15 protein-coding genes, 1 tRNA gene and 1 rRNA gene are annotated in these 23,193 nt (G+C 49.6%); 13 read left to right on the forward strand and 4 right to left on the reverse strand.

Features of this window, described 5'->3' with window-relative positions:
- The first annotated feature begins 55 nt into the window (after positions 1 to 55).
- The 6 genes from BMW71_RS21565 (at position 56) to lpxB (ending at position 10,518) form a co-directional block, all read left to right on the forward strand.
- On the forward strand, positions 56 to 3,037 hold the full coding sequence (locus BMW71_RS21565; RefSeq protein ID WP_244891263.1) for a SusC/RagA family TonB-linked outer membrane protein: 2,982 nt from the start codon (positions 56 to 58) through the stop codon (positions 3,035 to 3,037).
- A gap of 5 nt (positions 3,038 to 3,042) precedes the next feature.
- Complete coding sequence (locus BMW71_RS21570) at positions 3,043 to 4,485, forward strand: RagB/SusD family nutrient uptake outer membrane protein (RefSeq protein ID WP_244891264.1); 1,443 nt, start codon at positions 3,043 to 3,045, stop codon at positions 4,483 to 4,485.
- Between the two features lie 3 nt (positions 4,486 to 4,488).
- Positions 4,489 to 5,307, forward strand: a complete 819-nt coding sequence (locus BMW71_RS21575) for a DUF4843 domain-containing protein (RefSeq protein ID WP_092178609.1) — start codon at positions 4,489 to 4,491, stop codon at positions 5,305 to 5,307.
- Positions 5,308 to 5,343: 36 nt separating this feature from the next.
- Positions 5,344 to 8,823, forward strand: a complete 3,480-nt coding sequence (locus BMW71_RS21580; RefSeq protein ID WP_244891265.1) for a S8 family serine peptidase — start codon at positions 5,344 to 5,346, stop codon at positions 8,821 to 8,823.
- A gap of 120 nt (positions 8,824 to 8,943) precedes the next feature.
- Entirely contained in the window at positions 8,944 to 9,363 is a 420-nt protein-coding gene (locus tag BMW71_RS21585; RefSeq protein WP_092178611.1) for a 6-pyruvoyl trahydropterin synthase family protein, read from the forward strand.
- A gap of 30 nt (positions 9,364 to 9,393) precedes the next feature.
- Entirely contained in the window at positions 9,394 to 10,518 is a 1,125-nt protein-coding gene (gene lpxB / locus BMW71_RS21590; RefSeq protein ID WP_092178612.1) for a lipid-A-disaccharide synthase, read from the forward strand.
- Positions 10,519 to 10,636: 118 nt separating this feature from the next.
- Here the strand turns inward: lpxB and clpX are convergent, their stop codons facing one another.
- From clpX to BMW71_RS21610, 4 genes are all read right to left on the reverse strand, one after another.
- Positions 10,637 to 11,863, reverse strand: a complete 1,227-nt coding sequence (gene clpX, locus BMW71_RS21595) for an ATP-dependent Clp protease ATP-binding subunit ClpX (RefSeq protein ID WP_092178613.1) — start codon at positions 11,861 to 11,863, stop codon at positions 10,637 to 10,639.
- Positions 11,864 to 11,867: 4 nt separating this feature from the next.
- A complete protein-coding gene (locus tag BMW71_RS21600; RefSeq protein ID WP_092178614.1) occupies positions 11,868 to 12,542 on the reverse strand; it encodes a ClpP family protease in 675 nt (224 codons plus the stop codon).
- A gap of 81 nt (positions 12,543 to 12,623) precedes the next feature.
- Positions 12,624 to 13,952 carry a trigger factor gene (gene tig / locus BMW71_RS21605; RefSeq protein ID WP_092178615.1) on the reverse strand — a complete coding sequence of 443 codons (1,329 nt, stop codon included), beginning with the start codon at positions 13,950 to 13,952 and terminating at the stop codon, positions 12,624 to 12,626.
- 92 nt (positions 13,953 to 14,044) lie between these two features.
- Positions 14,045 to 14,126 (reverse strand) — tRNA-Leu (locus BMW71_RS21610).
- Between the two features lie 228 nt (positions 14,127 to 14,354).
- Here BMW71_RS21610 and BMW71_RS21615 point away from each other — a divergent pair.
- From BMW71_RS21615 to BMW71_RS21645, 7 genes are all read left to right on the forward strand, one after another.
- A complete protein-coding gene (locus BMW71_RS21615) occupies positions 14,355 to 16,574 on the forward strand; it encodes a RelA/SpoT family protein (RefSeq protein WP_092178616.1) in 2,220 nt (739 codons plus the stop codon).
- 58 nt (positions 16,575 to 16,632) lie between these two features.
- Positions 16,633 to 17,127 carry a Fur family transcriptional regulator gene (locus tag BMW71_RS21620; protein WP_092178617.1) on the forward strand — a complete coding sequence of 165 codons (495 nt, stop codon included), beginning with the start codon at positions 16,633 to 16,635 and terminating at the stop codon, positions 17,125 to 17,127.
- A gap of 3 nt (positions 17,128 to 17,130) precedes the next feature.
- Positions 17,131 to 17,475: an STAS domain-containing protein gene (locus BMW71_RS21625; protein ID WP_092178618.1), complete on the forward strand. Its 345-nt coding sequence runs from the start codon at positions 17,131 to 17,133 to the stop codon at positions 17,473 to 17,475.
- Positions 17,476 to 17,592: 117 nt separating this feature from the next.
- Entirely contained in the window at positions 17,593 to 18,864 is a 1,272-nt protein-coding gene (locus BMW71_RS21630; protein ID WP_092178619.1) for an adenylosuccinate synthase, read from the forward strand.
- Positions 18,865 to 19,096: 232 nt separating this feature from the next.
- Positions 19,097 to 21,424, forward strand: coding sequence for a PKD domain-containing protein (locus BMW71_RS21635; RefSeq protein ID WP_092178620.1), 2,328 nt, complete (start codon positions 19,097 to 19,099; stop codon positions 21,422 to 21,424).
- Positions 21,421 to 22,449, forward strand: a complete 1,029-nt coding sequence (locus BMW71_RS21640; RefSeq protein ID WP_244891266.1) for a PorP/SprF family type IX secretion system membrane protein — start codon at positions 21,421 to 21,423, stop codon at positions 22,447 to 22,449. Before BMW71_RS21635 ends, BMW71_RS21640 begins: the two co-directional genes overlap by 4 nt.
- A 445-nt stretch (positions 22,450 to 22,894) precedes the next feature.
- A 16S ribosomal RNA gene (locus BMW71_RS21645) occupies positions 22,895 to 23,193 on the forward strand; the annotation flags it as partial.

Raw genomic sequence — 23,193 nt, forward strand, 5'->3', positions numbered from 1 at the left:
TTTGGAATATCCATGGAATTTGTAGTAAATTGGTTGACTGTTCACCTCAATATGTATGATGAAGAAAGCGTTACCACTAGTATTAATATTCCTTTCTCTTGTTTTCCGGGTTCAGGCGCAAAGTAGCCGGACGGTGACCGGCACCGTGACGGACGCAGAAGCGGGTTTGCCGATTCCCGGAGTCACCGTAATGGTCCGGGGTACCGACACCGGTACGGTCACCGATATCGATGGCAGGTATCAAATTGAGGTCTTCGAAGGAGAAAACGCCCTGGTTTTCCGGTTTATCGGGCTGCAAGCCCAGACGGTGACGATCGGAAACCGCAGTCAGGTCGATGTGGCGCTGAGCCCCGATGTGACCTCACTGGAGGAGGTAGTGGTGACTGCCTATGGGGATCAGACACGCCGGGAAGTGACCGGCGCCATCGCTTCAGTCAAAGGAGAGATTTTTCAGGATCTTCCCATGCAGTCCTTTGATCGGGCCATGCAGGGAAGGGTCGCCGGGGTGCAGGTCACGGCTGGTTCGGGGCAGCCGGGTGGAACACTGAACGTACAGATTCGCGGGGTGGGCTCGATCAACGCCGGCACGCAACCGCTGTATATCGTGGATGGGGTGCAGATAGCATCGGGAGGTCTTTCCGGACAGGGTCCTCAAAATGCCCTTGCCTCCATCAATCCCAACGATATCGAATCCATTGAGGTCTTTAAGGATGCGGCAGCCGCTTCCATCTACGGGGCACAGGCAGCAAACGGCGTGGTGCTGATCACCACCAAGCGCGGAAAACAAGGAAAAACAAAAGTGCGGATCTCTGCACAGGAGGGCTTGGTGCAGCCGCTAGGCTTTTACGATGTGATGAATGCCAACCAACTGGCCTCTATCAAGCGGCAGGCCTATATCAACGCCGGACTCAATCCCCGGGATGCCGAATCTATTTTTGGAAGCCCCAGTGATACCGATATTCAGAATTCCGATTGGGTGAATGCGCTTTTTCGGGAGGGCCGGCTGCGTGTGTACGATCTGTCCTTGTCAGGTGGAGACGACCGCACGCAATTTTTTATTTCCGGATCCCATACCTACCACGAGGGGCAAATCATCATGTCCGATTATTCCCGAACCACCGGGCGGATGAACCTGTCCCATAATGTAAACGAAAAATTCAACATCAATGTCAATCTTTCCCTTTCCAGGCAAATCACCAATGGAACCATTGATCGGGGAAACTTCGTGAACAGTCCCTTTGTGGCCGGGTACGTTTCCCGTCCCAATGTCCCGATCTACAACGAAGACGGGACGTTTGCGGAATATCCTTCCGAACATCTTTTTGGGTACAACATCGTGCAAGGGGTCCGGCAGGAGCTTCGGACGGGAACCAGCTACCAGTCGGTATCCAATCTGCAGATGACGTACAAGATTCTTCCCTGGCTGGGCTTTACTGCTTTCGGAGGCCTTGATTTTTCCGATAACCGGGACGAGAATAACCGTCCTTCGACCATTCCGGCTTTTGCCAGTTACGGTGGATCTTCTACCTTCGTGGACCGGCGGATTGTCAATTCCAATGCGAATGCCAATTTCAACGTTAACAAAACCTTTGCGGACTTGCATACGGTTTCGGGCATATTGGGCTACGAATACAAGATGGAAACCCAGGAAAATACGTCCGCAACGGGTAGGGGATTTCCAAATCCGGTTTTGCGTTACCTGCAGAATGCGGCACAGCCGTTTCAGGTGGGAGGTTTTTACACCGAGTACGCACGGTCCGGATTCTTCGGACAGGCCAAATACGACTACGACGACCGATACACCTTTGACCTGACGGTCCGCCGCGATGGATCGTCCCGCTTTGGAACCAATACCCGTTGGGGTAATTTTGGTGCCGTGTCGGCCGGATGGCGCCTGTCTTCGGAGCGGTTTATGGAAAATGCCCGCTGGGTGGATAACCTTCGGCTCCGGGCCTCCTACGGGATCACAGGAAATTCCAACATCGGTAATTTTGAATCGCGTACGCTGGTGGGTTCGGCCGGGCAGTACCTGGGGGGAGGAGCCTTGCGCTTTGTGCAGTTAGGAAACGACCGGCTGACCTGGGAAGAATCGGTGTCTACCAATATCGGGGTGGACGCCACCCTGTTCAACGGACGCATCATCGCAACAGTGGATGTCTGGCGGAAAGATTCGCAAAGTTTGTTGTTTGAGACGCAGCTTCCCATCGATTCCGGCTTTGGCTCCATCACGCGAAATACAGGAAAGGTACGTAATCAGGGGATCGACTTTGATTTACAAACCACCAACGTGGTCTGGGGGAAGTTCCGCTGGAGCACGGCTTTCAATACCTCCATTTTTTCCAACGAATTGCTGGAACTCTACGAGGGGCTGGACCGGCTGGGGAATGACTTGATCGTCGGAAAGCCTATTAGTTTTTACTATGCCTACGAGTATGCGGGGGTAAATCCAGCGAATGGAGCTCCCATGTATTTCGATGAGAACGGGGAATACACCTATTTGGTCTCAGACGACGACCTGAAATACATTGGCAGTGCCTTGCCCTGGAATTTCGGCGGGCTATCCAATACCTTCGCGTATGGCCCCGTAAGTCTGGAAGTGTTTTTCCAATACCAATACGGAAACCTGGCGTTCAACCAGGACTTGTACAACCTGGCGCAGGCAGGATCCATCGGTCAGGACAATCAGACCGTGGACCAATCGTTTTTTTGGCGCGTGCCGGGACAAATCACGAACGTGCCGAAGCCCTACGAAGGGGGGCGGGTTCCCGGACACTCGGGCTACCAGCAGTTTTCCACCAAACAAATTTCTGATGGCAGTTACATTCGGCTCAAGCAGGTAACGCTGAATTACAACCTGCCAAAAAACCTGCTTTCCAAAGCCCGAATTGACGAAATGAACGTATTTGTTCAGGGGCTTAACCTTTGGACCTTAAGCAAATACAATGGCCTGGACCCGGAGGTGAATTCCATCGGAGATACCTACGGAACCTACCCCACAGCCCGGCAAATTACCGCAGGAATCAACCTTACCTTTTGACAGGAATGATGAAGAAGATGATAAAAACATGCTTTTCGATGGGGTTGGCAGCACTTCCCCTGTTGGCTTGCACCGATCTGAATACCACCCCCAGGCAGAGCCTGACCCCGGAAGTGGCTTTCAACGACGTGTCCGGCTATCAATCGGTGGCCAATTCCATGTATAACCGGGCCACTAGCTTCAGCTATTACGGCCAAACCATGATGATTGCCCCGGAGATTTTAGCGGATAACTTGCGCTTGGTGGCCAATTCTGGCCGATACCAGGGCGAAGAAGCAAACGGGGATCGGGACCACATTGCCATTTGGAATGGCGTGGTGTATGGCGGTATCAACGACGCCAACCTGATCATCGAAACCATCGACGACGAGTCGGTGTCTGGAGAAGAACAAGAGAAATCCTTTATCAAGGGGGACGCTTACTTTATGCGGGCCTTGTTTTACTTTGATTTGTGCCGGGTCTACGGCTACGAGCCCGGGAGGGAAGTGAATGGCTTCGATTTGGGGCCGATCCTTCGACTGCAGCCCACCCTGGTGGCTTCGGATGCCGATTTCCGGACCCGGTCCACGGTAGAAGAGGTGTACGAGCAGATCGAGCGGGATTTATTGGCTGCCATCCCGCTGGTGGGAGCCGTTCCGATCGGCTCCGATGGCGTGTACTATGCCAATACCGGAGCAGCCCTCACGCTGCTGGCTCGTCTTTACCTTTATTGGGGGCGAATGGAGGACGCAGAGGCAGCAGCGACTTCGGCCATGAATCTCCTCGGTTTGCGAACCAACGGGGATGGATTGCTGGAAGCCGGGCAGTACGTGCAGGGTTTTTCCCGGGCACCTCATCCGGAATCCCTGTTTGAACTGGAACTGCGGCAGGTGGACTGGAGCAGCGTGGACGGCGTAAACAACAGCCTGAATTCCCTGGTCTCCGACAACGAACCAGCCGCTCAGTTTATCATCGGCGCCTCCAATGAATTGATGGCCGCCTACGAAACGGGAGACGTGCGCCGCGAATGCTGGAGGGAAACCACCCGGGACGGCATCGAGGGCCCGGTATACGCCAGTAGAAAATGGACCGGCTACAAGGGGGATTTTTTGGAAAACCTTCCAATCATCCGTGCGGCCGAGCTGTACCTGATCCGTGCGGAGGCCAGGTACCAAAACAACCCACAAGGAGCTCGGGAAGACATCAATGCCCTCCGATCCAAACGCGGACTGGGAGCGATCGACAATTTACTGTCCGGAGAAGCCCTGCTCAACCGCATCCTGCTGGAGCGAAGGCTGGAATTTGCCCTGGAAGGCCATCGTTTTTTCGACTTGAAAAGAAACGGCCGAGATATAAGCAAACATGCAGATTTTCTCGAAGTTCCCTACACCGATTACCGGATTCTGGCCAACCTACCCTTGTCCCAGATTCAATTGAATGAAAACCTTGAGCAAAACCCGGGATATTAAGCTATGGCTACCTTACAACGAATCGTCGGATGCGTGTTACTCTTAGGAATGGTTTCCTGGATTTCTTCCTGTATGGATGAATCCGGGTTTACGATTGTCTGGGAAGGCATGGAAGTAGAATTTGAAGATGCCTCCCGCCCCAACAATACCATCCGGAAAATCATGACCAAACTAAACGATACCCAAGTGGATCAGGAGGTTGTGCGGGTGAATCTGGTCGGCGCGCAGGTGGATCAGCCGGTTAATCTATTGCTGGGAGTCGATCCCACGTCCACGGCCGTGGAGGGCGTGCATTACCGCCTGAGCAACCCGGAGGTGACCATTCCTGCCAATAGCAGCTTTGTAGACGTGCCGCTTGAAATTCTGACCGGTAATCTGGCAAACGAAGAGACGCCTAACCTGGTCCTTCGGATTCTGGATGCCGGAGAAACGAAAATCAGCACCAACTACAACCAATTGACCATTGAGATTCGGCTTTCCTGCCCATCCGACCTGGCAGGCACATACAGTACCGTTACGGTGGGTACGGGAGGAACCGTCAATTACGAAGTGACGATTACCGAGTTGGAGCCGTTTACTTACCGAATTTCGGACATCACCGGCGGAGTGTATTCCCAAACCTTCGGGGCGGAAGACAATCCGGCCGTGTTTACCGAGCTATGTGGAGAGATCACCATCACCGATCAACCCGATCTGGTCTTTGGTGGAGACACCTTCAATGGTACGGGAAGGGTAAACGAAGACGGCACCATTCGGATAAGTTGGAGAACGGAGGAATCCGAGGAGAGCGGCGTCACGACCCTGACCCGGGTGGTGGAATAGCCGGCTGCTAGCAATGAAGAAGAGAACAGAAGCCTGATGAAATCATCAGAAACGTTTGTAGAAAATCAGATGAAAAAAACGCTCATTTTGATCGCTTTCCTATTCGCGGGAGGGTTGGTTGTCGCCCAGAATACGGGAGATACCCAGGGAGGTTTACAGAAAGTCCGCACCGAGGTATTTCAGAGGTTGCAGCAAAATGTGAAGCAGTACAGCTTGGGCCCTGCGGAGAAGATTGCCCTTGCCGAGCAGTTGGGTATTCCGGTTCGCATACGGCTTGCCGATCAGCGAATGGCGGTTTTTCAATACCTGGACGAAAGTGATCATCCGGTCTATTATACCACGCACAACCTGGCCGCTGCAGCGGCTACGGGTACCAATGCCTTGCAGGAGGGCGGAAGTCTGGGGCTTAGCCTTGCAGGAGCGGACATGGTGATTGGCATCTATGACCAGACCCGTCCAAAGGCTTCCCACAACGAATTTGGCAATCGGGTCACCCAAATTGACGGGTCTACCGAGGAAATCAGTAATCACGCCACCCACGTTACCGGGACCATTCTTGCAGCCGGAAACAACAGAAACGCGCGAGGGATGGCCAATCAGGCAACGGGATGGGCCTTTAACTGGGATGCAGACATTTCTAAAATGACCCAAAATAGCTATGACCCCCAACTCAATCCGCAAGGGCACCTGGTGTCCAACCATTCCTATGGATTCCTGACGGGCTGGTTCAGGGATAGCAACAACAATTGGGCCTGGTCAGGTAACGAGGGCGTCAGTCCAAACGAGGACTATCGCTTCGGTTTTTATTCCAACAAATCCAGACAAATCGACGAACTATCGTTTTCAAAGCCCTATTACACGATTGTTTGGGCGGCAGGAAACGACCGATCGGATGTAGGGGATGGTTCCCGCGACTCGGACGGTCCCGATGATTCGATTGGTCCGGAAGGGGTAGCGAAAAACAGCCTGACTGTCGGTGCCGCCAACCTCTTGGGGGAATACACCGACCCCAGAGACGTAATCATGAGTTCGTTTTCCAGCTGGGGCCCGGTGGACGATGGCCGGATCAAACCCGATCTGGTAGGAAAAGGAGTCAACGTGTTTAGCTCGGCCATTTTGGACGCTAATAATGGTGACAGTTATGCCAGTTTGAGCGGCACCTCCATGGCTGCGCCCAATGTTTCGGGTTCATTGCTACTGCTGCAGGAGCTTTACGGAGACCGCAATGCCGGTCGGTACATGCTTTCTTCAACGGTGAAAGCACTGGCTATCCAAACCACAAAAGAAGCCGGTATGAATCCCGGTCCGGATTACATGTTTGGCTGGGGACTGCTCGACGCCGCAGCCGCAGCCCGGATGATAATCGACGAAGATGGCAGTTCTACTGTCATCCGCGAGCGGGACCTGCGGCAGGGCGAGGTATACGAATTTGAGTTTATTTCCAATGGAATAGAACCCATCAAAGCAACCATTGCCTGGACCGATCCTGCGGGGTCGCCCCCCTCACCCAGCCTAAACCCCACCAATTTGATGTTGGTCAATGACCTGGATTTACGAATTATTGGCGAAGATGGGACTACCTATTTTCCCTGGACGCTCGATCCCCGGGATGGGTCCAGCGCGATCGCTTCCAATGATACTGATAACTTCCGAGACAATGTGGAGCAGATTGAGGTTACTAACCCTGCACCGCAGCGCTACACCCTTCGGGTAAGCCATAAAGGAACCCTTACCAATGGACTACAGCCCTTCAGTTTGGTGTTTTCTGCGGGGGTGTCCGGAGGACAGTCCAGTACTTTGTATTGGATTGGCAGCGATGGTAACTGGGACAATCCCCGTAATTGGTCCCTGAGTAGTGATGGGGTAGCCGCTAACCGGATCCCGGACGCCGGTACACGTGTGGTCATCGATCGCCCCATCGAGGGAGGAAGAATTGCCCTGGGCAGGGAGACGGACGTTTTCAGCCTAAATATTTTTGGTGATAGCGGTTGGGTGCTTGATCTGGACCAAAATGAGCTACGGGTGCGTAACGGATTCCGATCCAGCAATAACCTGACCGAGTTGCGGAATGGACAAATTCGATTCGAAGGTGCGGATCAAAACGAAAACATCCTGGATTTTGGTCAATTGACATTTACCGACATTGACTTGCTCTTCGAGCAGGGGCAGTGGCGCATTTTGTCCATGCCCCGCCCCAGCAGTTTGCGCATAGAAGCGGCAACCGTCGATTTTGCAATGGATACGCTTTCGGTACGCTCTATTGATCTGGGATCCGATGCCGGGCTTCGGGGTAATCTGGAGACCATAGAATTTGGCGAAGACTTCCGCAGCCTCCCGGGCGCCAGCATCGAACCCGGTTTGGATCTGGTATTTACCGGAGAAAACGGCGTGTTTGAAGATGGTGCTGCCACCACGCTAGGACACTTAAAAAACAACGGCGGACTGCTGGAGCTACGAGCCGCCGGATTGATCGAAACCCTCGAATTGGACGGAGAAACGCGGGTACTGCAGGACAATACTCAGGTGGAAGTATTGGCATTGAATAGTGGCGCCCGATTGGTTCTTTCCGAGGGGCAGTCCTTTACCGTCGCAGAGACGATCAGTCATTCGGGCGGTCTGAACGCGCAAACCCGGATCCAGTCTGCCGGCAAAGCGACCCTGATTCACAATCCCTACAGAAAGTACTGCTTTGACGGATTGAGTGTAGAAAACGTGGACCTGCAAGGCGATGCCGTGATAAATCTGGACCCGCAATCTTCTGTCGTCAACGCGGCCAATTGGAGCAATATTCGCTGCGAAAACGTGCTTTTTGCTAATTTTGACGTCCAATTTAACTGTGCTGGAGGGGTGACTGAATTTATTAACCTCTCAGAAGGCAGCATTAACCGGTACCGCTGGAACTTTGCCGGGTTTGGCACCTCCAGTGCCGCACAGCCTACCTTTATTTTTTCCAATGCCAGAACCTATTTGGTGCGGTTGGAAATCGCCGGGCCGGGGGGCGAGACCACCTTTGAACGACGCATTACCGTCAATCCCAATTCCCTGCGGAAACCGGAAATCGTGGCCAATGGGGCTCAGCTTACTTCGCGGGTTCCGGCCGCTTCCTACCAATGGTACAACAATGGAGTCAAGGTCCCCAACGCCACCGAGCGGTCTTTACTCGTGGAGGATGGCGGAGGCTATCAGGTGACCGTGATAGACGATCAGTGCAACCGGATCTCGGACCTGGTGGTTGTGTCCAGCACGGGGGACGATACCTTTTCCGGACGAGCGGGCTATGCTTTGGGCCCCAATCCGGTAGGCGAGCGGTTGTCTTTGTTCATGCACAACGATTTCAGGGGTGAAGTGGCGGTGGCTCTTTTTGATGCAACTGGCAGGGAGCGGTTCCGCGATGAATTTGCCAAAACGGCCCATGGAATGGAGTACCTGATGGATTTTGCCTACCCGGCTGGTCTGTACTTGGTACAGGTCCGGGCAGGAAAGGAAGTGCATACCTTCAAAGTGCTGAAGGAGTAAGGGCAACTGGCAACGGGAGTGTCTGCCTTGCCGACCTGTGATTCGAAGGTTTCGCATGGGTTATTGGAATGTTTTTGTGTCTTTTTTATGTACCTTTGTGGCCGAAATCGAATAGAAACAATGGTACACGTTTGTCGGAAGGAACATTTTAACGCAGCCCATAAATTATGGAATCCAAAATGGTCCGAAGAGAAAAATAAGGCTGTTTTTGGCCCCTGCGCCAATGAAAACTGGCACGGGCATAATTTTGAATTGATCGTTACCATCAAGGGTAGGCCCGATGCAGATACCGGCTTTGTGGTGGATTTAAAGCAGTTGAGTACGCTGATACGCCGGGAGGTAATTGACAAGGTTGATCATAAAAACCTGAACGTGGACGTGCCTTTTATGGCTGGAAAGATGGCCAGTTGCGAAAACCTGGTCATGGAATTTTGGAAAATATTGCAGCCATTGGTGGATGAACTGGTCAAAGAAGGAGGTTTGTACAAGCTTACCCTGTACGAAACGCCGCGTAATTTTGTCGAATATTATGGGGAATAAGCCCTATTAGAACCAATAAATCCCAGTCCGTTGAACTATTATATTATCGCCGGCGAACGTTCCGGAGACCTGCATGCGTCCAACTTGATTCACTGGTTGAAACAAGTAGATTCGGATGCCGAATTCCGGGGCATGGGTGGGGATTATATGGAATCGGCGGGCTGCCTGCTGACGGCCCATTACCGGGAAATGGCGCTGATGGGCTTTGTGGAGGTGGTGCTGCATTTCCGGCGGGTAGTGAAGTACCTGAATAAAATTAAGGCAGACTTGCTGGAACACCGGCCGGATGCCTTGATACTGGTTGATTTTGGTGGATTTAATATGAAGATGGCGGCGTTTGCCAGCGAGCAGGGGATACCTGTTCACTATTACATTGCTCCTAAGGTCTGGGCCTGGAACCAAAACCGGGCGTTGAAGCTAAAAAAGTACGTCGATCACCTGTATTGCATTTTGCCATTTGAACCCGAATTTTTCAAAAAATTTGATTGGGAGGTGGCCTACGTAGGGAACCCACTTTTGGACGAAAAGAAGAAATTCCAGCCCGACCCCGATTTTTTGCAGAGGCACCAAATCCGCGCTGAAAGACTGGTCGCACTGCTTCCGGGAAGCAGGAAACAGGAGATCCACCAGATGCTGCAAACCATGATTGCCCTAAAATCCGAATTTGACGAAGTAGAATGGGTAGTGGCTGGAGTAAAGAATCTGCCCGCCGACGTGTACGATAAGGCAACTGCCGCCGGAATAAAGGTGATTTTTGACCAAACCTACGATATCCTATACCGCGCCCGCGCAGCGGTGGTGACCTCCGGAACGGCGACCTTGGAAACGGCTTTGTTTCGGGTACCTCAAGTGGTCGTATACAAGACCAGCGGCATCTCCTACGCCATTGCCAAACGATTGATTCGGGTGCCATTTATTTCCCTGGTTAATCTGATTGCCGGGGCTAGATTGGTAGAGGAGCTCATTCAAAGGGATTATTCGCCAGGAACCGTAAAGAGGGAATTGGAGGTGTTGCTTCCCGACGGCCCCAAACGGCAGGCCCAATTGCAGGGGTATAAAGCCATGTTGGAGAAGATCGGTACCAAAGCGGCATCCCGGGAGACAGCGGGATTGATTTATCGTTCCCTGTCTGGGTTAGGGGCATCAAGCAAATAATAGTTGCCCACCGATAGGCACTCCTATCGCAAGATTTTCTGATCCATTTTTTTTTCGCAACAAAAAAGCCCCCCGAGTAGGCGGGAGGCTTTATGAAAGTCAGTAGCCTACCAAGGTATCAGGCGACCTGAAGCTTCTTGAATTTTGATTTTTCAAATTGGGAACTGGCGTACTCCAGGTCGATGACCAGGGTTTGCTCTCCTTCTTCGGAAGGCAATTCGTACATGGCATCCGTGATGATGGCCTCGCAAATGGACCGAAGGCCCCGAGCTCCCAAATTGAATTCCACGGCTTTCTCCACAATAAAATCGATCCCAGATTCCTCAAAGGTGAGGGTTACGTTTTCCATGGCCAGCAACTTGATGTACTGCTTGGTTAACGCATTTTTCGGTTCTGTCAAAATTCGCTTAAGGGTTGCTTTGTCCAGCGGGTCCAGGTGCGTAATGACGGGAAGTCGACCAATCAGTTCCGGGATTAAGCCATACGCTTTCAGGTCCTGAGCGGTCACGTACTGCAACAGGTTGTTACGGTCGATTGCCTCAGCACCGGTCTTTTTGCTAAAGCCGAGCGGCTGGGTATTTAACCTGCCGGCGATATGCCTTCCGATCCCATCAAACGCACCGCCACAGATAAATAAAATGTTTTCGGTGTTGACCGAAATCATTTTTTGGTCCGGATGCTTTCGCCCACCTTGGGGGGGTACGTTTACCACGGTGCCTTCCAGTAATTTCAACATGGCTTGCTGCACGCCTTCTCCGCTGACATCACGGGTTATGGAAGGGTTGTCTGATTTTCTGGCAATTTTATCGAGTTCGTCAATGTAAACAATGCCTCTCTCAGCGGCTTCCACATTGTAATCGGCCGCTTGAAGCAAACGGGTAAGGATGCTTTCCACATCTTCGCCCACGTAACCAGCTTCGGTAAGTACGGTGGCGTCGGCAATACAGAAAGGTACTTCCAGTGTTTTTGCCAGCGTTTTTGCCAGGTAGGTTTTTCCGGTACCGGTATCGCCCACCATGATGATGTTGGATTTTTCGATTTTTACTTCGTCCTCCTTATCCTCTTTTTGTCCCAATCGTTTGTAATGGTTGTACACGGCAACGGTCAGCACTTTTTTTGCCTCTTGCTGACCGATGACGTATTCGTCCAGGTAAGCGGTCAGTTCTTTTGGCTTCTTTAAATTGAATTTGGGTTTTTTGGACTGTTTTTTGGTTTTATCCTCTTCTCCCAAAATCTGGAATGCCTGTTCGATACAATAATTACAGATATGGGCAGAAATACCGGAGACCATCAGGTCTACGTCTTTTTTATTTCTGCCGCAAAAGGAACACGTTACTTGAGCCATTCAGTTATTCTTTTTCTTTTCGCGTCAATACTTCGTCTATCAGGCCATACTCTTTGGCAGCGGAAGCCCGCATCCAGTAATCCCGGTCTGAGTCTTTCTCAATCTGTTCGATACTTTTGCCACTGTGCTGGGCCAGGATTTCGTACAGTTCGTTTCTCAATTCTAGGATTTGTTTAACGGTGATTTCCATATCTTTGGATTGCCCCTGCATCCCGCCGGATGGCTGGTGGATCATGATCCGGGAATGAGGCAGGGCGGCACGCTTGCCTGCGGCACCTCCGGCCAACAATACGGCACCCATGGAGGCGGCCAATCCGGTACAGATGGTACCAACTTCGGGGTTGATGTACTGCATGGTATCGTAGATCCCTAGGCCCGCATAGACCGATCCACCCGGACTGTTGATGTAGAGCAATATGTCTTTCTTGGAATCGACCGATTCCAAAAACAGAAGCTGCGCTGTAATGATATTGGCGATGTGCTCGTCTACTCCAGTCCCCAAAAATATGATTCGGTCCATTATCAATCGGGAGAAAACATCGATTTCCCGAAAGTTTGTGGGCCGCTCTTCGATCACCGCCCGGGTCATATTTTCTACGGAATGGGTATATTGGTCAAAGGTATTTCCACTAATTCCCTGGCCTTTGACGGCAAATTTTCTAAATTCTTCTTTATTCATCGTTACCTTTTTTATTGAACGGATACAAAAATAAAAAAAGCCCTTACAAAAGGACTTTTTATGAACAAATAATTTCTGTAATTAGTTTTCGAGAAGTTCTTTAAACTTTTCGACGCCGATTTTCTCTTCTTTGATTTTCGCCTTTTCCCGAACGAAATCAAGTACCTTTTCATTTTGAACGGCGGTGAGCATCTGCATGTAATTTTTTCCCTCATTTCCCTGAAGGTAGTTTTCTAAAAACATGTCCATGTTTTCCTCCAATTGAGAACCCATACCGGAGGAGGCCAGTTGCTCTCGAATCATGTCCTTTGTTTTTTCGATCACGTCCTCGTGTTCTGCTTTGATCTCGTTTACCTTGGCGATTTGATTGGATAGCAGGGACCAGGTCAGTTGTTTGGCGTACGCGGGAAATTCTTTTTCCACCTCTTCTTCGCTGAATTTGCCTTCATTGGCACGTACCAACCATTCCTTCAAAAATGATTCGGGAAGGTCCAGTGGATGGGTTTTTATCAAGCTTTCTTTCAGTTGCTCCTCGTTGAAGACTTTGACTTCTTTTTGGTAGTTTTCCGTGAGGATGGTTTTAATCTTCTCCAGAAAAGCTTCCTCGGAATCGACCTGACCGGGGCCAAACACCTTGTCAAACAGTTCCTGGTCCAGGGCTGCCTCTTCGGTGCGGTTGATATTTTGTACGGTAAAGGTAAAATCCCCCTGTAGTTTTTCCGCTTCTTCCTTTCCGATGTTCAGGACCTCCGCCAGGTCCCCTTTGATGGCCTTGGATGGGTCAAAGCTGATGATATCCCCTTTTTTTACACCGATAAATTTTTTAACAGAACGTCCGTCCATCTCCTTTAGCGGGAGGGAAAGCGTTTCTTCGAAACTGCCGTCCTCTGCTTTAAGATCGCCGTACAAGAAATCGCTTTCGGCGCTTTCCTCCGGATTGGTCATTTTACCGTACTGTTTTTTGATATTATCCAGGGCTTCGTTGACTTCCTTATCCGAAAGTGTGATCGTATAATTTTTGGCTTCGAGTTTTTGGTCCAGGTTAACCGAGATTGTTTCTACAAAGCCAATTTTATAAGCAAACTCGAATTCCTTTTGCTTTTTCCAGTCGATGGATTCGGTTTCGTCCTCTTTTGGCAGGGGATCTCCAAGGATTTCAAATTCCTGCTCCTTCAGGTAGTCGTTGAGGGACTTGGACAAAATTGCATTGATCTCTTCCACCAAAACAGAGGTGCCGTAGAGGTTTTTTACCATACCAAACGGAGCCTTACCGGGCCGAAACCCTTTGATGGTCGCCTTTTTGGCATAGTCTTTTATCTTGGCATCAACTTTTGGTTGATAATCCGCCTCTTCCAATTTTATTTTGACCGAAGCTTCATTGGCTGCATGTTTGTCTAATGTAATTTCCAAGGGATATTTGTTTAATGTTTACCAATAACAAAAACCCTCCATCCTGATGTACCAAAAGGCAGCGTATCAAGATCGAGGGATTTTCAAGGTTGTGCGGATGGAGGGACTCGAACCCCCATGCCTCGCGGCGCTAGATCCTAAGTCTAGTGCGTCTACCAATTTCGCCACATCCGCATGTAAAGGTGACTTTTCTTTGTACGTTTATTACCGTGTGTAATAAGCAGAAGCGTTTGCGCCCCGATAGTTCCGGTATCCTGCCGTTTACCGGTATACCCGTATTTTTAAATGTGGATGCAAAGGTAATCATCAATTTTAAAGTTTCAATAAGTTGGTCTAAAAAAATTAAAATATTACTTTAAGTTTTGATTCTCTGGACCGGATTAATTTTATAACTTGTATCACATGATTAAAGTTGATGTAGAAGAGGAACGGAAGGAAATTCTCAAACGGTACCGCAAATTACTGCGGGTTGCGAAGCCTTTGTTGAAATCTGGCGATGCCAAATTGATAAAAAAAGCATTTAATGTAGCAAACGAGGCGCACAAGGAGATGCGGAGGAAGTCGGGAGAGCCCTATATTTACCATCCCTTGGAAGTCGCGTTGATTTGTGTGGAAGAGATTGGTCTTGGAACGACCAGCATCATCTCTGCTTTGCTTCACGATGTGGTCGAGGACACCGATCTTGAGTTGGACGATATCGAGCGGGAATTTGGGGTAAAGGTGGCGCAAATCATCGATGGCTTGACCAAGATAGCCGGAGTTTTTGATTACGGCACCTCCCAGCAGGCGGAAAATTTCCGAAAGATGCTCATCACCTTATCGGATGATGTTCGCGTAATTTTGATAAAGTTGGCCGACCGGCTAAACAACATGCGGACCCTGGAATCCATGCCCCGGCACAAGCAGCTCAAAATCGCCTCTGAAACGAAGTTTTTGTACGCGCCCCTGGCCCACCGATTGGGTTTGTATTCCATTAAATCCGAATTGGAGGATCTGCACCTAAAGTTTATGGATAAGGAGGCCTACGAATTCATCATCAAGAAAGTAAAGGACTCTCGCCTGTCCAGAAACAAATTTATCAAGACCTTTATCGCTCCGATAGAAAAGGAATTGCAGGAGCAGGGGTTTACCTTTGTGATCAAGGGGCGACCGAAGTCGGTTTATTCCATCTACAATAAAATGAAGTCCCAAAACATCCCCTTTGAGGAGGTGTTTGATTTGTTTGCCATTCGGATCATCATCGACACGCCCTACGAAAACGAAAAAGCTGACTGCTGGCAGGTTTACTCGACGGTCACCGATTTTTACCGGCCCAATCCGGACCGGCTGCGGGATTGGATAAGTACGCCGAGAGCCAACGGGTACGAGTCCCTGCACACCACGGTGATGAGTCAGACCGGGCAGTGGGTGGAAGTGCAGATTCGAACCCAACGCATGGATGACATAGCTGAGCGGGGCTATGCGGCGCATTGGAAATACAAGGAAAAGGAGAATGCACCGGAAAAGGCTGCGGGCAGCCTTGACGAATGGATTACCCAGGTTCGGACCTTGTTGGAAAACAACGACGGCTCGGCCATCGAATTTATGGATGATTTCCGGGGCAATTTATTTCAGGACGAAGTATTTGTGTTTACTCCGAAAGGGGATCTGAAGGTGCTTCCCTTTGGAGCAACCGCGCTTGATTTTGCTTTCGAAATCCACTCGGAAGTCGGTGCCAAATGCATCGGCGCCAAGGTCAACCAAAAGCTGGTATCTATCGGACACAAACTGAAGAATGGCGATCAGGTAGAAATTCTTACCTCTAATAAACAAAAGCCTACAGAAGATTGGTTGAAGTCGGTGGTGACCTCCCGGGCACGGGCAAAGATCAAAGACGCGCTGAAGGAAGAGAAAAAAGGCTACATGATGGACGGAAAAGAAATCGTCCAACGAAAGCTCAAGCAGATGAAAATCGATTTTTCTTCGGAAATAGTGGAACAGCTCCGGGCATTTTTCGAGACCAAGACCACCTCTGAGTTTTATTACAAAGTTGGCAGGGGGATCATTGACCCGACAGCGATCAAGAGTTTTCGGGATTTTAAGCAAAAAAAGAAATCCAGAAAGAGTCCGCTGCTTCACGTGACGGACGAAAAATCCTTTACCAAGGAGATTAAAAATCTAAAGGGTCCCGACCACGACCAGCTGTTGATTGGGGAGGACATGGACGTGGTGGATTATATTTTGGCTAAATGCTGTAACCCGATCCCGGGAGACGATGTCTTTGGATTTGTGACGGTGAATGAAGGGATTAAGATTCACCGTACGGCTTGTCCGAATGCCCTGGAGCTATTGTCCAATCACGGAAATCGGGTGATTAAAGCCCGATGGACCAGCCAACAGCAGATCGCCTTTTTGGCGGGGTTAAAGATCGTTGGAACCGATCGCGTGGGATTGATTAGCGACCTTACCAAAGTCATTTCGAACGAGTTGAAGGTCAACATGCGCTCCATCACGGTTGACTCGGACAGCGGGATTTTCGAAGGCAGCATCAAGTTGTACGTCCATAGTACAAATCATTTGGAAAAACTCATCGACAACCTTTCCCGTGTACAGGGTGTGCTGAAGGTCTCCCGCTTTGATTAGCGCAGGGAAAGCAGCCTTTTTCAAATAAGAACTGTATATTTGTAAAAAAAAGCGATGTATGGCTTCAACTGAAAGTCCTTACGAAAAGGTAAAAAAGATCTTTACTGCCTACCTGGAAAACAAGAAACTGAGAAAAACACCGGAGCGGTACGCCATTCTGGAGGAAATATATAGCCGTGGAGGCCACTTTGACGTGGAAGGCTTGTATATCAGTATGAAAAATAAGAATTACCGGGTCAGTCGTGCCACCGTCTATAACACCCTGGACTTATTGGTAGAATGCGATCTGGTAACCAAACACCAGTTTGGCAAAAACCTGGCACAATACGAAAAATCGTATGGCTACAAGCAGCACGATCACCTCATCTGTACGGAGTGCCACCAAGTGAAGGAATTTTGTGATCCCCGCATTCAAAACATTCAAAATACCGTAGGAGAAGTCCTTCATTTTAACATCATCCATCACTCCCTATTATTATATGGAAATTGTACGGATGAAAATTGCGAATTCAAAAAAGGAAAACAACCCGAAAAAACCACTACTAAACGCTAATCCATGAAAGCAGAATTTGAGTCCCGGGTGCAGGGTAAAACATTGGTAGTAAAAATTAAAGGAGATTTGATAGGTGACGAGTCGGGTCCGCAGTTGGTTGGCATCGTTTCGGACGGGTTAGAAGAGGGGATCAGGAGCTGTATCGTGGACCTCAGCGCGGTTCGGTACATTAGCTCCAGTGGCATTGGCGTATTGATAACGATTCTTACAAAGGTGCGAAATGCAGACGGAGAGGTGTACCTTACCTCTCCTTCCGAACATGTCAAAAAGCTGTTAATCATCACCAAGCTCAATAATATTTTTACCGTTTACGACTCTTTGGAAGAAGCATTGAGTCAATCCAGTTAGGTCTGAGCGTTTTTTTATTCCGAATAAAATGCACCCGGAAGTTGTAAAATTTTACAATACTGGCAATCTTCACGGCAAATTTTGATACAAGACTTAGATACTTATTTTATAACGATAATGAAAATGGACGTTCTTTTAGGTCTCCAATGGGGTGACGAAGGCAAGGGAAAAGTAGTGGATTACCTGGCACCGGATTATGAAATCGTGGCCCGGTTTCAAGGAGGTCCGAATGCGGGACACACGTTGGAGTTTGATGGTATCAAACATGTGTTGCATCAAATACCCAGCGGAATTTTCAGGCAAAACATCCACAATATTATCGGAAACGGCGTGGTATTGGACCCGGTGGTCTTGAGAAAAGAAATTGAAGCCCTGAAGAAATTCAACATTGACTTTAAGAAGAATCTTACCATTTCAAAGAAGGCTACGATCATTTTGCCTACCCACAAACTGCTTGATGCTGCGTACGAAAAATCCAAAGGAGACAAAAAAATCGGGTCAACCCTCAAAGGGATTGGGCCTACCTATCAGGACAAAATCGGCAGGATGGCACTGCGGGTAGGCGACATGCTCTCTCCCGATTTTAAGGAAAAATACACCGAATTGGTGCAACGGCACCAGTCCGTTCTGGACTATTACCAATTTAGCCTGAAAAATCTTCCTGCCCTCGAGGCCGATTTCTTTGAAGCCGTGGAGTTTTTCAAGTCGCTGCAACTGGTGGAAACCGAGTTTGAGGTAAATGCTGCGCTGAAATCCGGAAAAAGAGTACTGGCAGAAGGAGCACAAGGAGCCCTCCTGGACATAGATTTTGGGAGTTATCCCTTCGTTACCAGTAGCAGTACCATGACGGCCGGTGCCTGTACGGGATTGGGCGTTCCCCCTACGTCCATTGGAGAGGTGTTTGGAATTTTTAAAGCCTATTGTACCCGTGTGGGTAGCGGACCCTTCCCGACGGAGTTGTTTGATGCAGACGGGGAGAAAATGAGAAAGGAAGGCAATGAATTTGGCTCCACAACAGGCAGGGCCCGGCGCTGTGGCTGGCTTGACCTACCTGCATTGAAGTATTCCATCATGATCAATGGGGTCACCCAGCTCTTCATGATGAAAGCGGATGTACTGAATGGTTTTGAGGAAATAAAGGTCTGTACCGGCTACGAACTCCCTGATGGGACCCATACCGATCGACTCATACTTACCGGATCGGATCAGGATGCGAAGCCGATATACCATCGGCTGAAGGGATGGAATTGCTCCTTGCAGGAGGTGACTACCTACGCTGATTTTCCCGAAGCATTAAGAAATTATGTGGACTATCTGGAAGGCGAACTGGAAGTACCCATTACCATGGTGTCGGTGGGGCCGGACCGGAAAAAAACGATTCTCAAATAATTCGCGCGAATTCAATCAAAGAAGGCTTCTTTTTACCGAATAAAAGAAGCCTTTTTTGATTTGTTTTTTATTTGCCTATCTTAATACCGGATCTTGATTTACCCTGGTTTTGGATGGGTTAACGGAAGGAAGCGTAAAACCTTTTGCTGTCCGGATGGCTTATCAGCATAGAAGGGGTAGGTATAACGAGCCAAAGATCCTTTCTGTGATCCTATCCTATCCGGATTAAAGCATGTTCAAGATAAATGCATTTGTACTCCTGCTCAGTATTGCCCTTCGCTGCGTTCCTGTTTTTGGGCAGCAGGGTTTTCCGTATTGCGAGTCCTTTCAGGGAGAAATAGAGCGACAGCAAACCGTACTGGGGGGTACCGCAAAACTTTTTGACGGGGTATTGCGCCTTACCGAAGCGGTCATGGACCAAAATGGGTACGTGTACATCGACGTTCCTTTTTCCTCCAAGTTTGGCGTAAAAGCGTCTTTTGAATATTTTAGTTACGGCGGAGACGGAGCGGATGGTCTGTCGGTTTTTTTATTCGATGGATCAACGAATGGATTCTCTCCCGGTGGGTTTGGAGGTTCCCTTGGGTATGCTCCCCGGCAGGGGACAACGGGTCTGTCCCGTGCCTATATGGGGATCGGTTTTGATAGTTTCGGGAATTTTGGAAATACCTCAAGCGGAAAATCGGGAGGGTTTCCGGGGCAGGAGAACCTCCTGCACCCCAACAGCATCGTGGTGCGTGGGCCGGGACAGGGCAGTACCGGGTATCCGTTTATTGCAGGTGTTAAGACCAATGAAGGTGGACAAAATGGTTTGCCTGCCGATCAGCGCTTCCCCATCAGTTCGGGCGGTATCGGCACCCGGCGTGTTACGGATTCGGATTCCCCAGGGTACCGAAAGGTTTTGGTAAAATTGGCACCGCATGAGTCTGGACTTGGGTTTATGCTGGATGTGGAAATGATATTCACGACAGTTCGGGGTAATCCGAGACAGATCAGCCTGCTGGAAAATGTGCGGTATGCCTTTCCCGCTCCCGAGACCCTGAAAATCGGATTTGCCGCGTCCACGGGAGGGCAGACAAACATCCACGAAATACGGAATTTGTTGGTGGAGGTGGCGGATGAAGACCAACTCACTTTTCCAACCACGGAACCTGTGGAGGATTTAATCGTTTGTTTGGGCCAGGAGAATTTCCTGGAGTTACCGGAAGAAAATATCAACTTACCCAATGAAGATTCCCGCATTGCCTGTGTTCGGTTTTTTGCATCGCAGGAAGACATTCCGAACCAGATCTCCGATCCGTGTCTGCTAGGATCTTGCGGGGATACAGGAGGCGTACTCGAACTGCAGGCGGGTACGTTCAGGTACCTGGGGCAGGCTGGTGAGTTTTCGTTCACTCCCAGCGAGGGCTTTACGGGTAGCGAGGTTGAGGCCTATTACACAGTCACGGACAATTACGGCAAAACATCGGAGGGGAGTTTGGTCAATTTGGAGGTATATACGGCCCCCGAGCCCATCACCCTCATGGTGAACGATTTGCCCCTGCAACGGCTGGAAGCTTGTCCGGACGAAGAGATCATTCTGAGCGTTTATTCGGTAGAGCCATTGATTGCTTTCGAGTGGTTTTTGGATGGTGCACCGCTCCCGGGGGAAACGAGTCCCGAACTCGTTGTCACGAACCCAGGGCGCTATTCCGGAAGGGTGACCTCGTTTCAAGGATGCCGGTTGCTAACCGACACCACGGAGGTTTTTTTCCCGGAATTTCCGGATTTGGAAATCGAACCGACGGTAATTATTTGCAACCCAGAGGTATTCCCCGATATGCGCCAATACATTGTGGATTACGATGGGGAAGCCTACGATTACCAAATGGAATCCGAACAGGGTGAGATTTTTGAAAACGATTCCATTACAGGTATCGCTACCGAAGGCGTCTTTCTTTTACGGGTAAAACCCAAGGAACTCGATTGCTGGTCGAACCCGGTTACCTTCCGGGTGGTGGTGCCTGACGAGCCGCTAGAAGCTGCCTTTGATTATGTATTAAACGCTACAGGTCTCAAAGAAGAAGCGCCGGATGGAATCCTTGCGGATGACCGAATTCGGTTTTTAGACCAATCGGCGGGTCTCCCGAGAAGCTGGGAGTGGGATTTCGGGGATGGAACGGTAAGCAATCAGCGTTCCCCTGCACATGTTTTTGGGGAGAAGGGGGATTTTTTGGTGACGCTGACCGTCGGGACAGGTCCCGATTGTGAGAGCACGTATCAAATGACGATAACTATCCGGAGAACCTACCGGGTGATGTTTCCTACCGGTTTCACACCGACCCGGTCCGAGGATCGGTTTTTTATACCTAAAATGAAAGGTATAGCATCCATGGATCTAAAGGTATTTAGCCCCTGGGGAGAATTTTTGTTTCAAACCACAGACATGAATGGAGATGGATGGGATGGCACACTGAATGGTGAGCCATTGCCTCCCGGAACCTACGCTTACCGGGCGGATTTTGAAACCACCAGAGGGGAAAAGGTATCCCGATCTGGTAAATTCCTGTTAATCAGATGAGGAAAGCATTTAGACAATCGGTAATTTTGATTATGATACTGGGCTTCCAGCAGCTGTTTGCACAGGACATGCAATTTTCGCAATTTTACGCGGCTCCTATTTACCTGAATCCGGCATTTACCGGAAGCACCGAATGGACCCGGGTGGGCATGAATTACCGGAATCAATGGCCAGGGTTGGACCATAGTTTTAATACGTTTTCGGCCTACTTTGATCACTTTATTGATCACCGGAACAGTGGTATCGGCGTTATTGCAAACGGCACCCGGGATACTTTCGCTCAATTGCAAAACATCGATGTTGGCCTGAGCTATTCGTATCGGGTACGGCTGGGTGAAGAGCGGTTCTTGCATGCGGGTTTTCAGGCCAGCTTTGTAAACAGAAATGTGAACGTTGAGAGTATTGTCCTAGGCACGCAGTTGGATATAGACCGGGGGATTGTGGTAGGAGAGGGGGTTAACTGGGTAACGGATGTCAGTCAGCGAAGTCATGAGGATATCAATGCGGGACTGTACTATTACGACGACAAGTTTTGGCTGGGAGTTGCGGCCCACCATTTGACGCGGCCCTACACATCGTTTTTGCAAATGGAGGAAAACAGGCTTCCGATTCGGTATTCCGTCCATGGGGGAGTTACTTTAGACGTGTTCAGTAACGCAATAGGCGATGTCATAAACAACACCCTGCAGGAACGAACCCTTTCCCTGGCGTTTAATTACAGGCGACAGGGCGTGTTCGATCAATTGGACCTTGGGGCGGAATTGTTTTACGCACCGGTGATTTTCGGATTTTGGTACAGGGGGTTGCCTACCAAACATGCGTTGCCAAATAACGAAGCGTTGATTGCCCTGATGGGGTTTTCTTTGCCGAATGACCTACAGGTAGGGTACAGTTATGATTTCACCATTTCCAGGCTTGGGTGGAGGAATTCCGGGGGTGCGCATGAGGTATCGGTGAGGTATACTTTTCGGAATTACAAGTTGGGGAAAAAGCACGACCGGGCTATTCCGGGGTTCAAGTATTAGCCGTTTGTGCCAGGTAGATTTTTCTATAAAATTTACCGGCTGATTTCCAGCTACATTGAACTTTTTCCAAATCTTTTCGTGTTAACTCTATTGCCTACCAAAAAAAAGCGTTCATCTTTGTGATCCCAAACGGGGGGAAACGGAATGAGTTGGCGAATGCATCCGGAGATCGTTGAAAAAAGATTAAAATAAGTTTGTTTGGGGTTGGATTTTTTCTACCTTTGCAAACCCAAACGGAAAAGACATCAGAGAAAGGGTGTTTTGGAGCGTTTTGGACAAGCCGGTTGACTGCTCCGAAAGGGGGTATAAGAGGTCGGACTAAGTTCTTTGAAGTATTGTCAGACAAAAAATAAAAACAGAAGTAATTTCTTCGAGCCACAGAGACAACAGGCGATCTTGGTATAGTTTACGTGAGTAGGTATATCAGAGACGCCAAACAAACTTTACAATGGAGAGTTTGATCCTGGCTCAGGATGAACGCTAGCGGCAGGCCTAATACATGCAAGTCGAACGGGATTGTTGACTTCGGTTGACATGAGAGTGGCGCACGGGTGCGTAACGCGTATGCAACCTACCTTATACAGGGGGATAGCCCGGGGAAACCCGGATTAATACCCCATGGTATATATTGATCGCATGGTTAGTATATTAAAGATTTATCGGTATAAGACGGGCATGCGTAGGATTAGCTAGTTGGTAAGGTAACGGCTTACCAAGGCGATGATCCTTAGGGGTTCTGAGAGG

It is taken from the genome of Cyclobacterium xiamenense (genome assembly GCF_900109255.1).
GTDB lineage: Bacteria > Bacteroidota > Bacteroidia > Cytophagales > Cyclobacteriaceae > Cyclobacterium > Cyclobacterium xiamenense.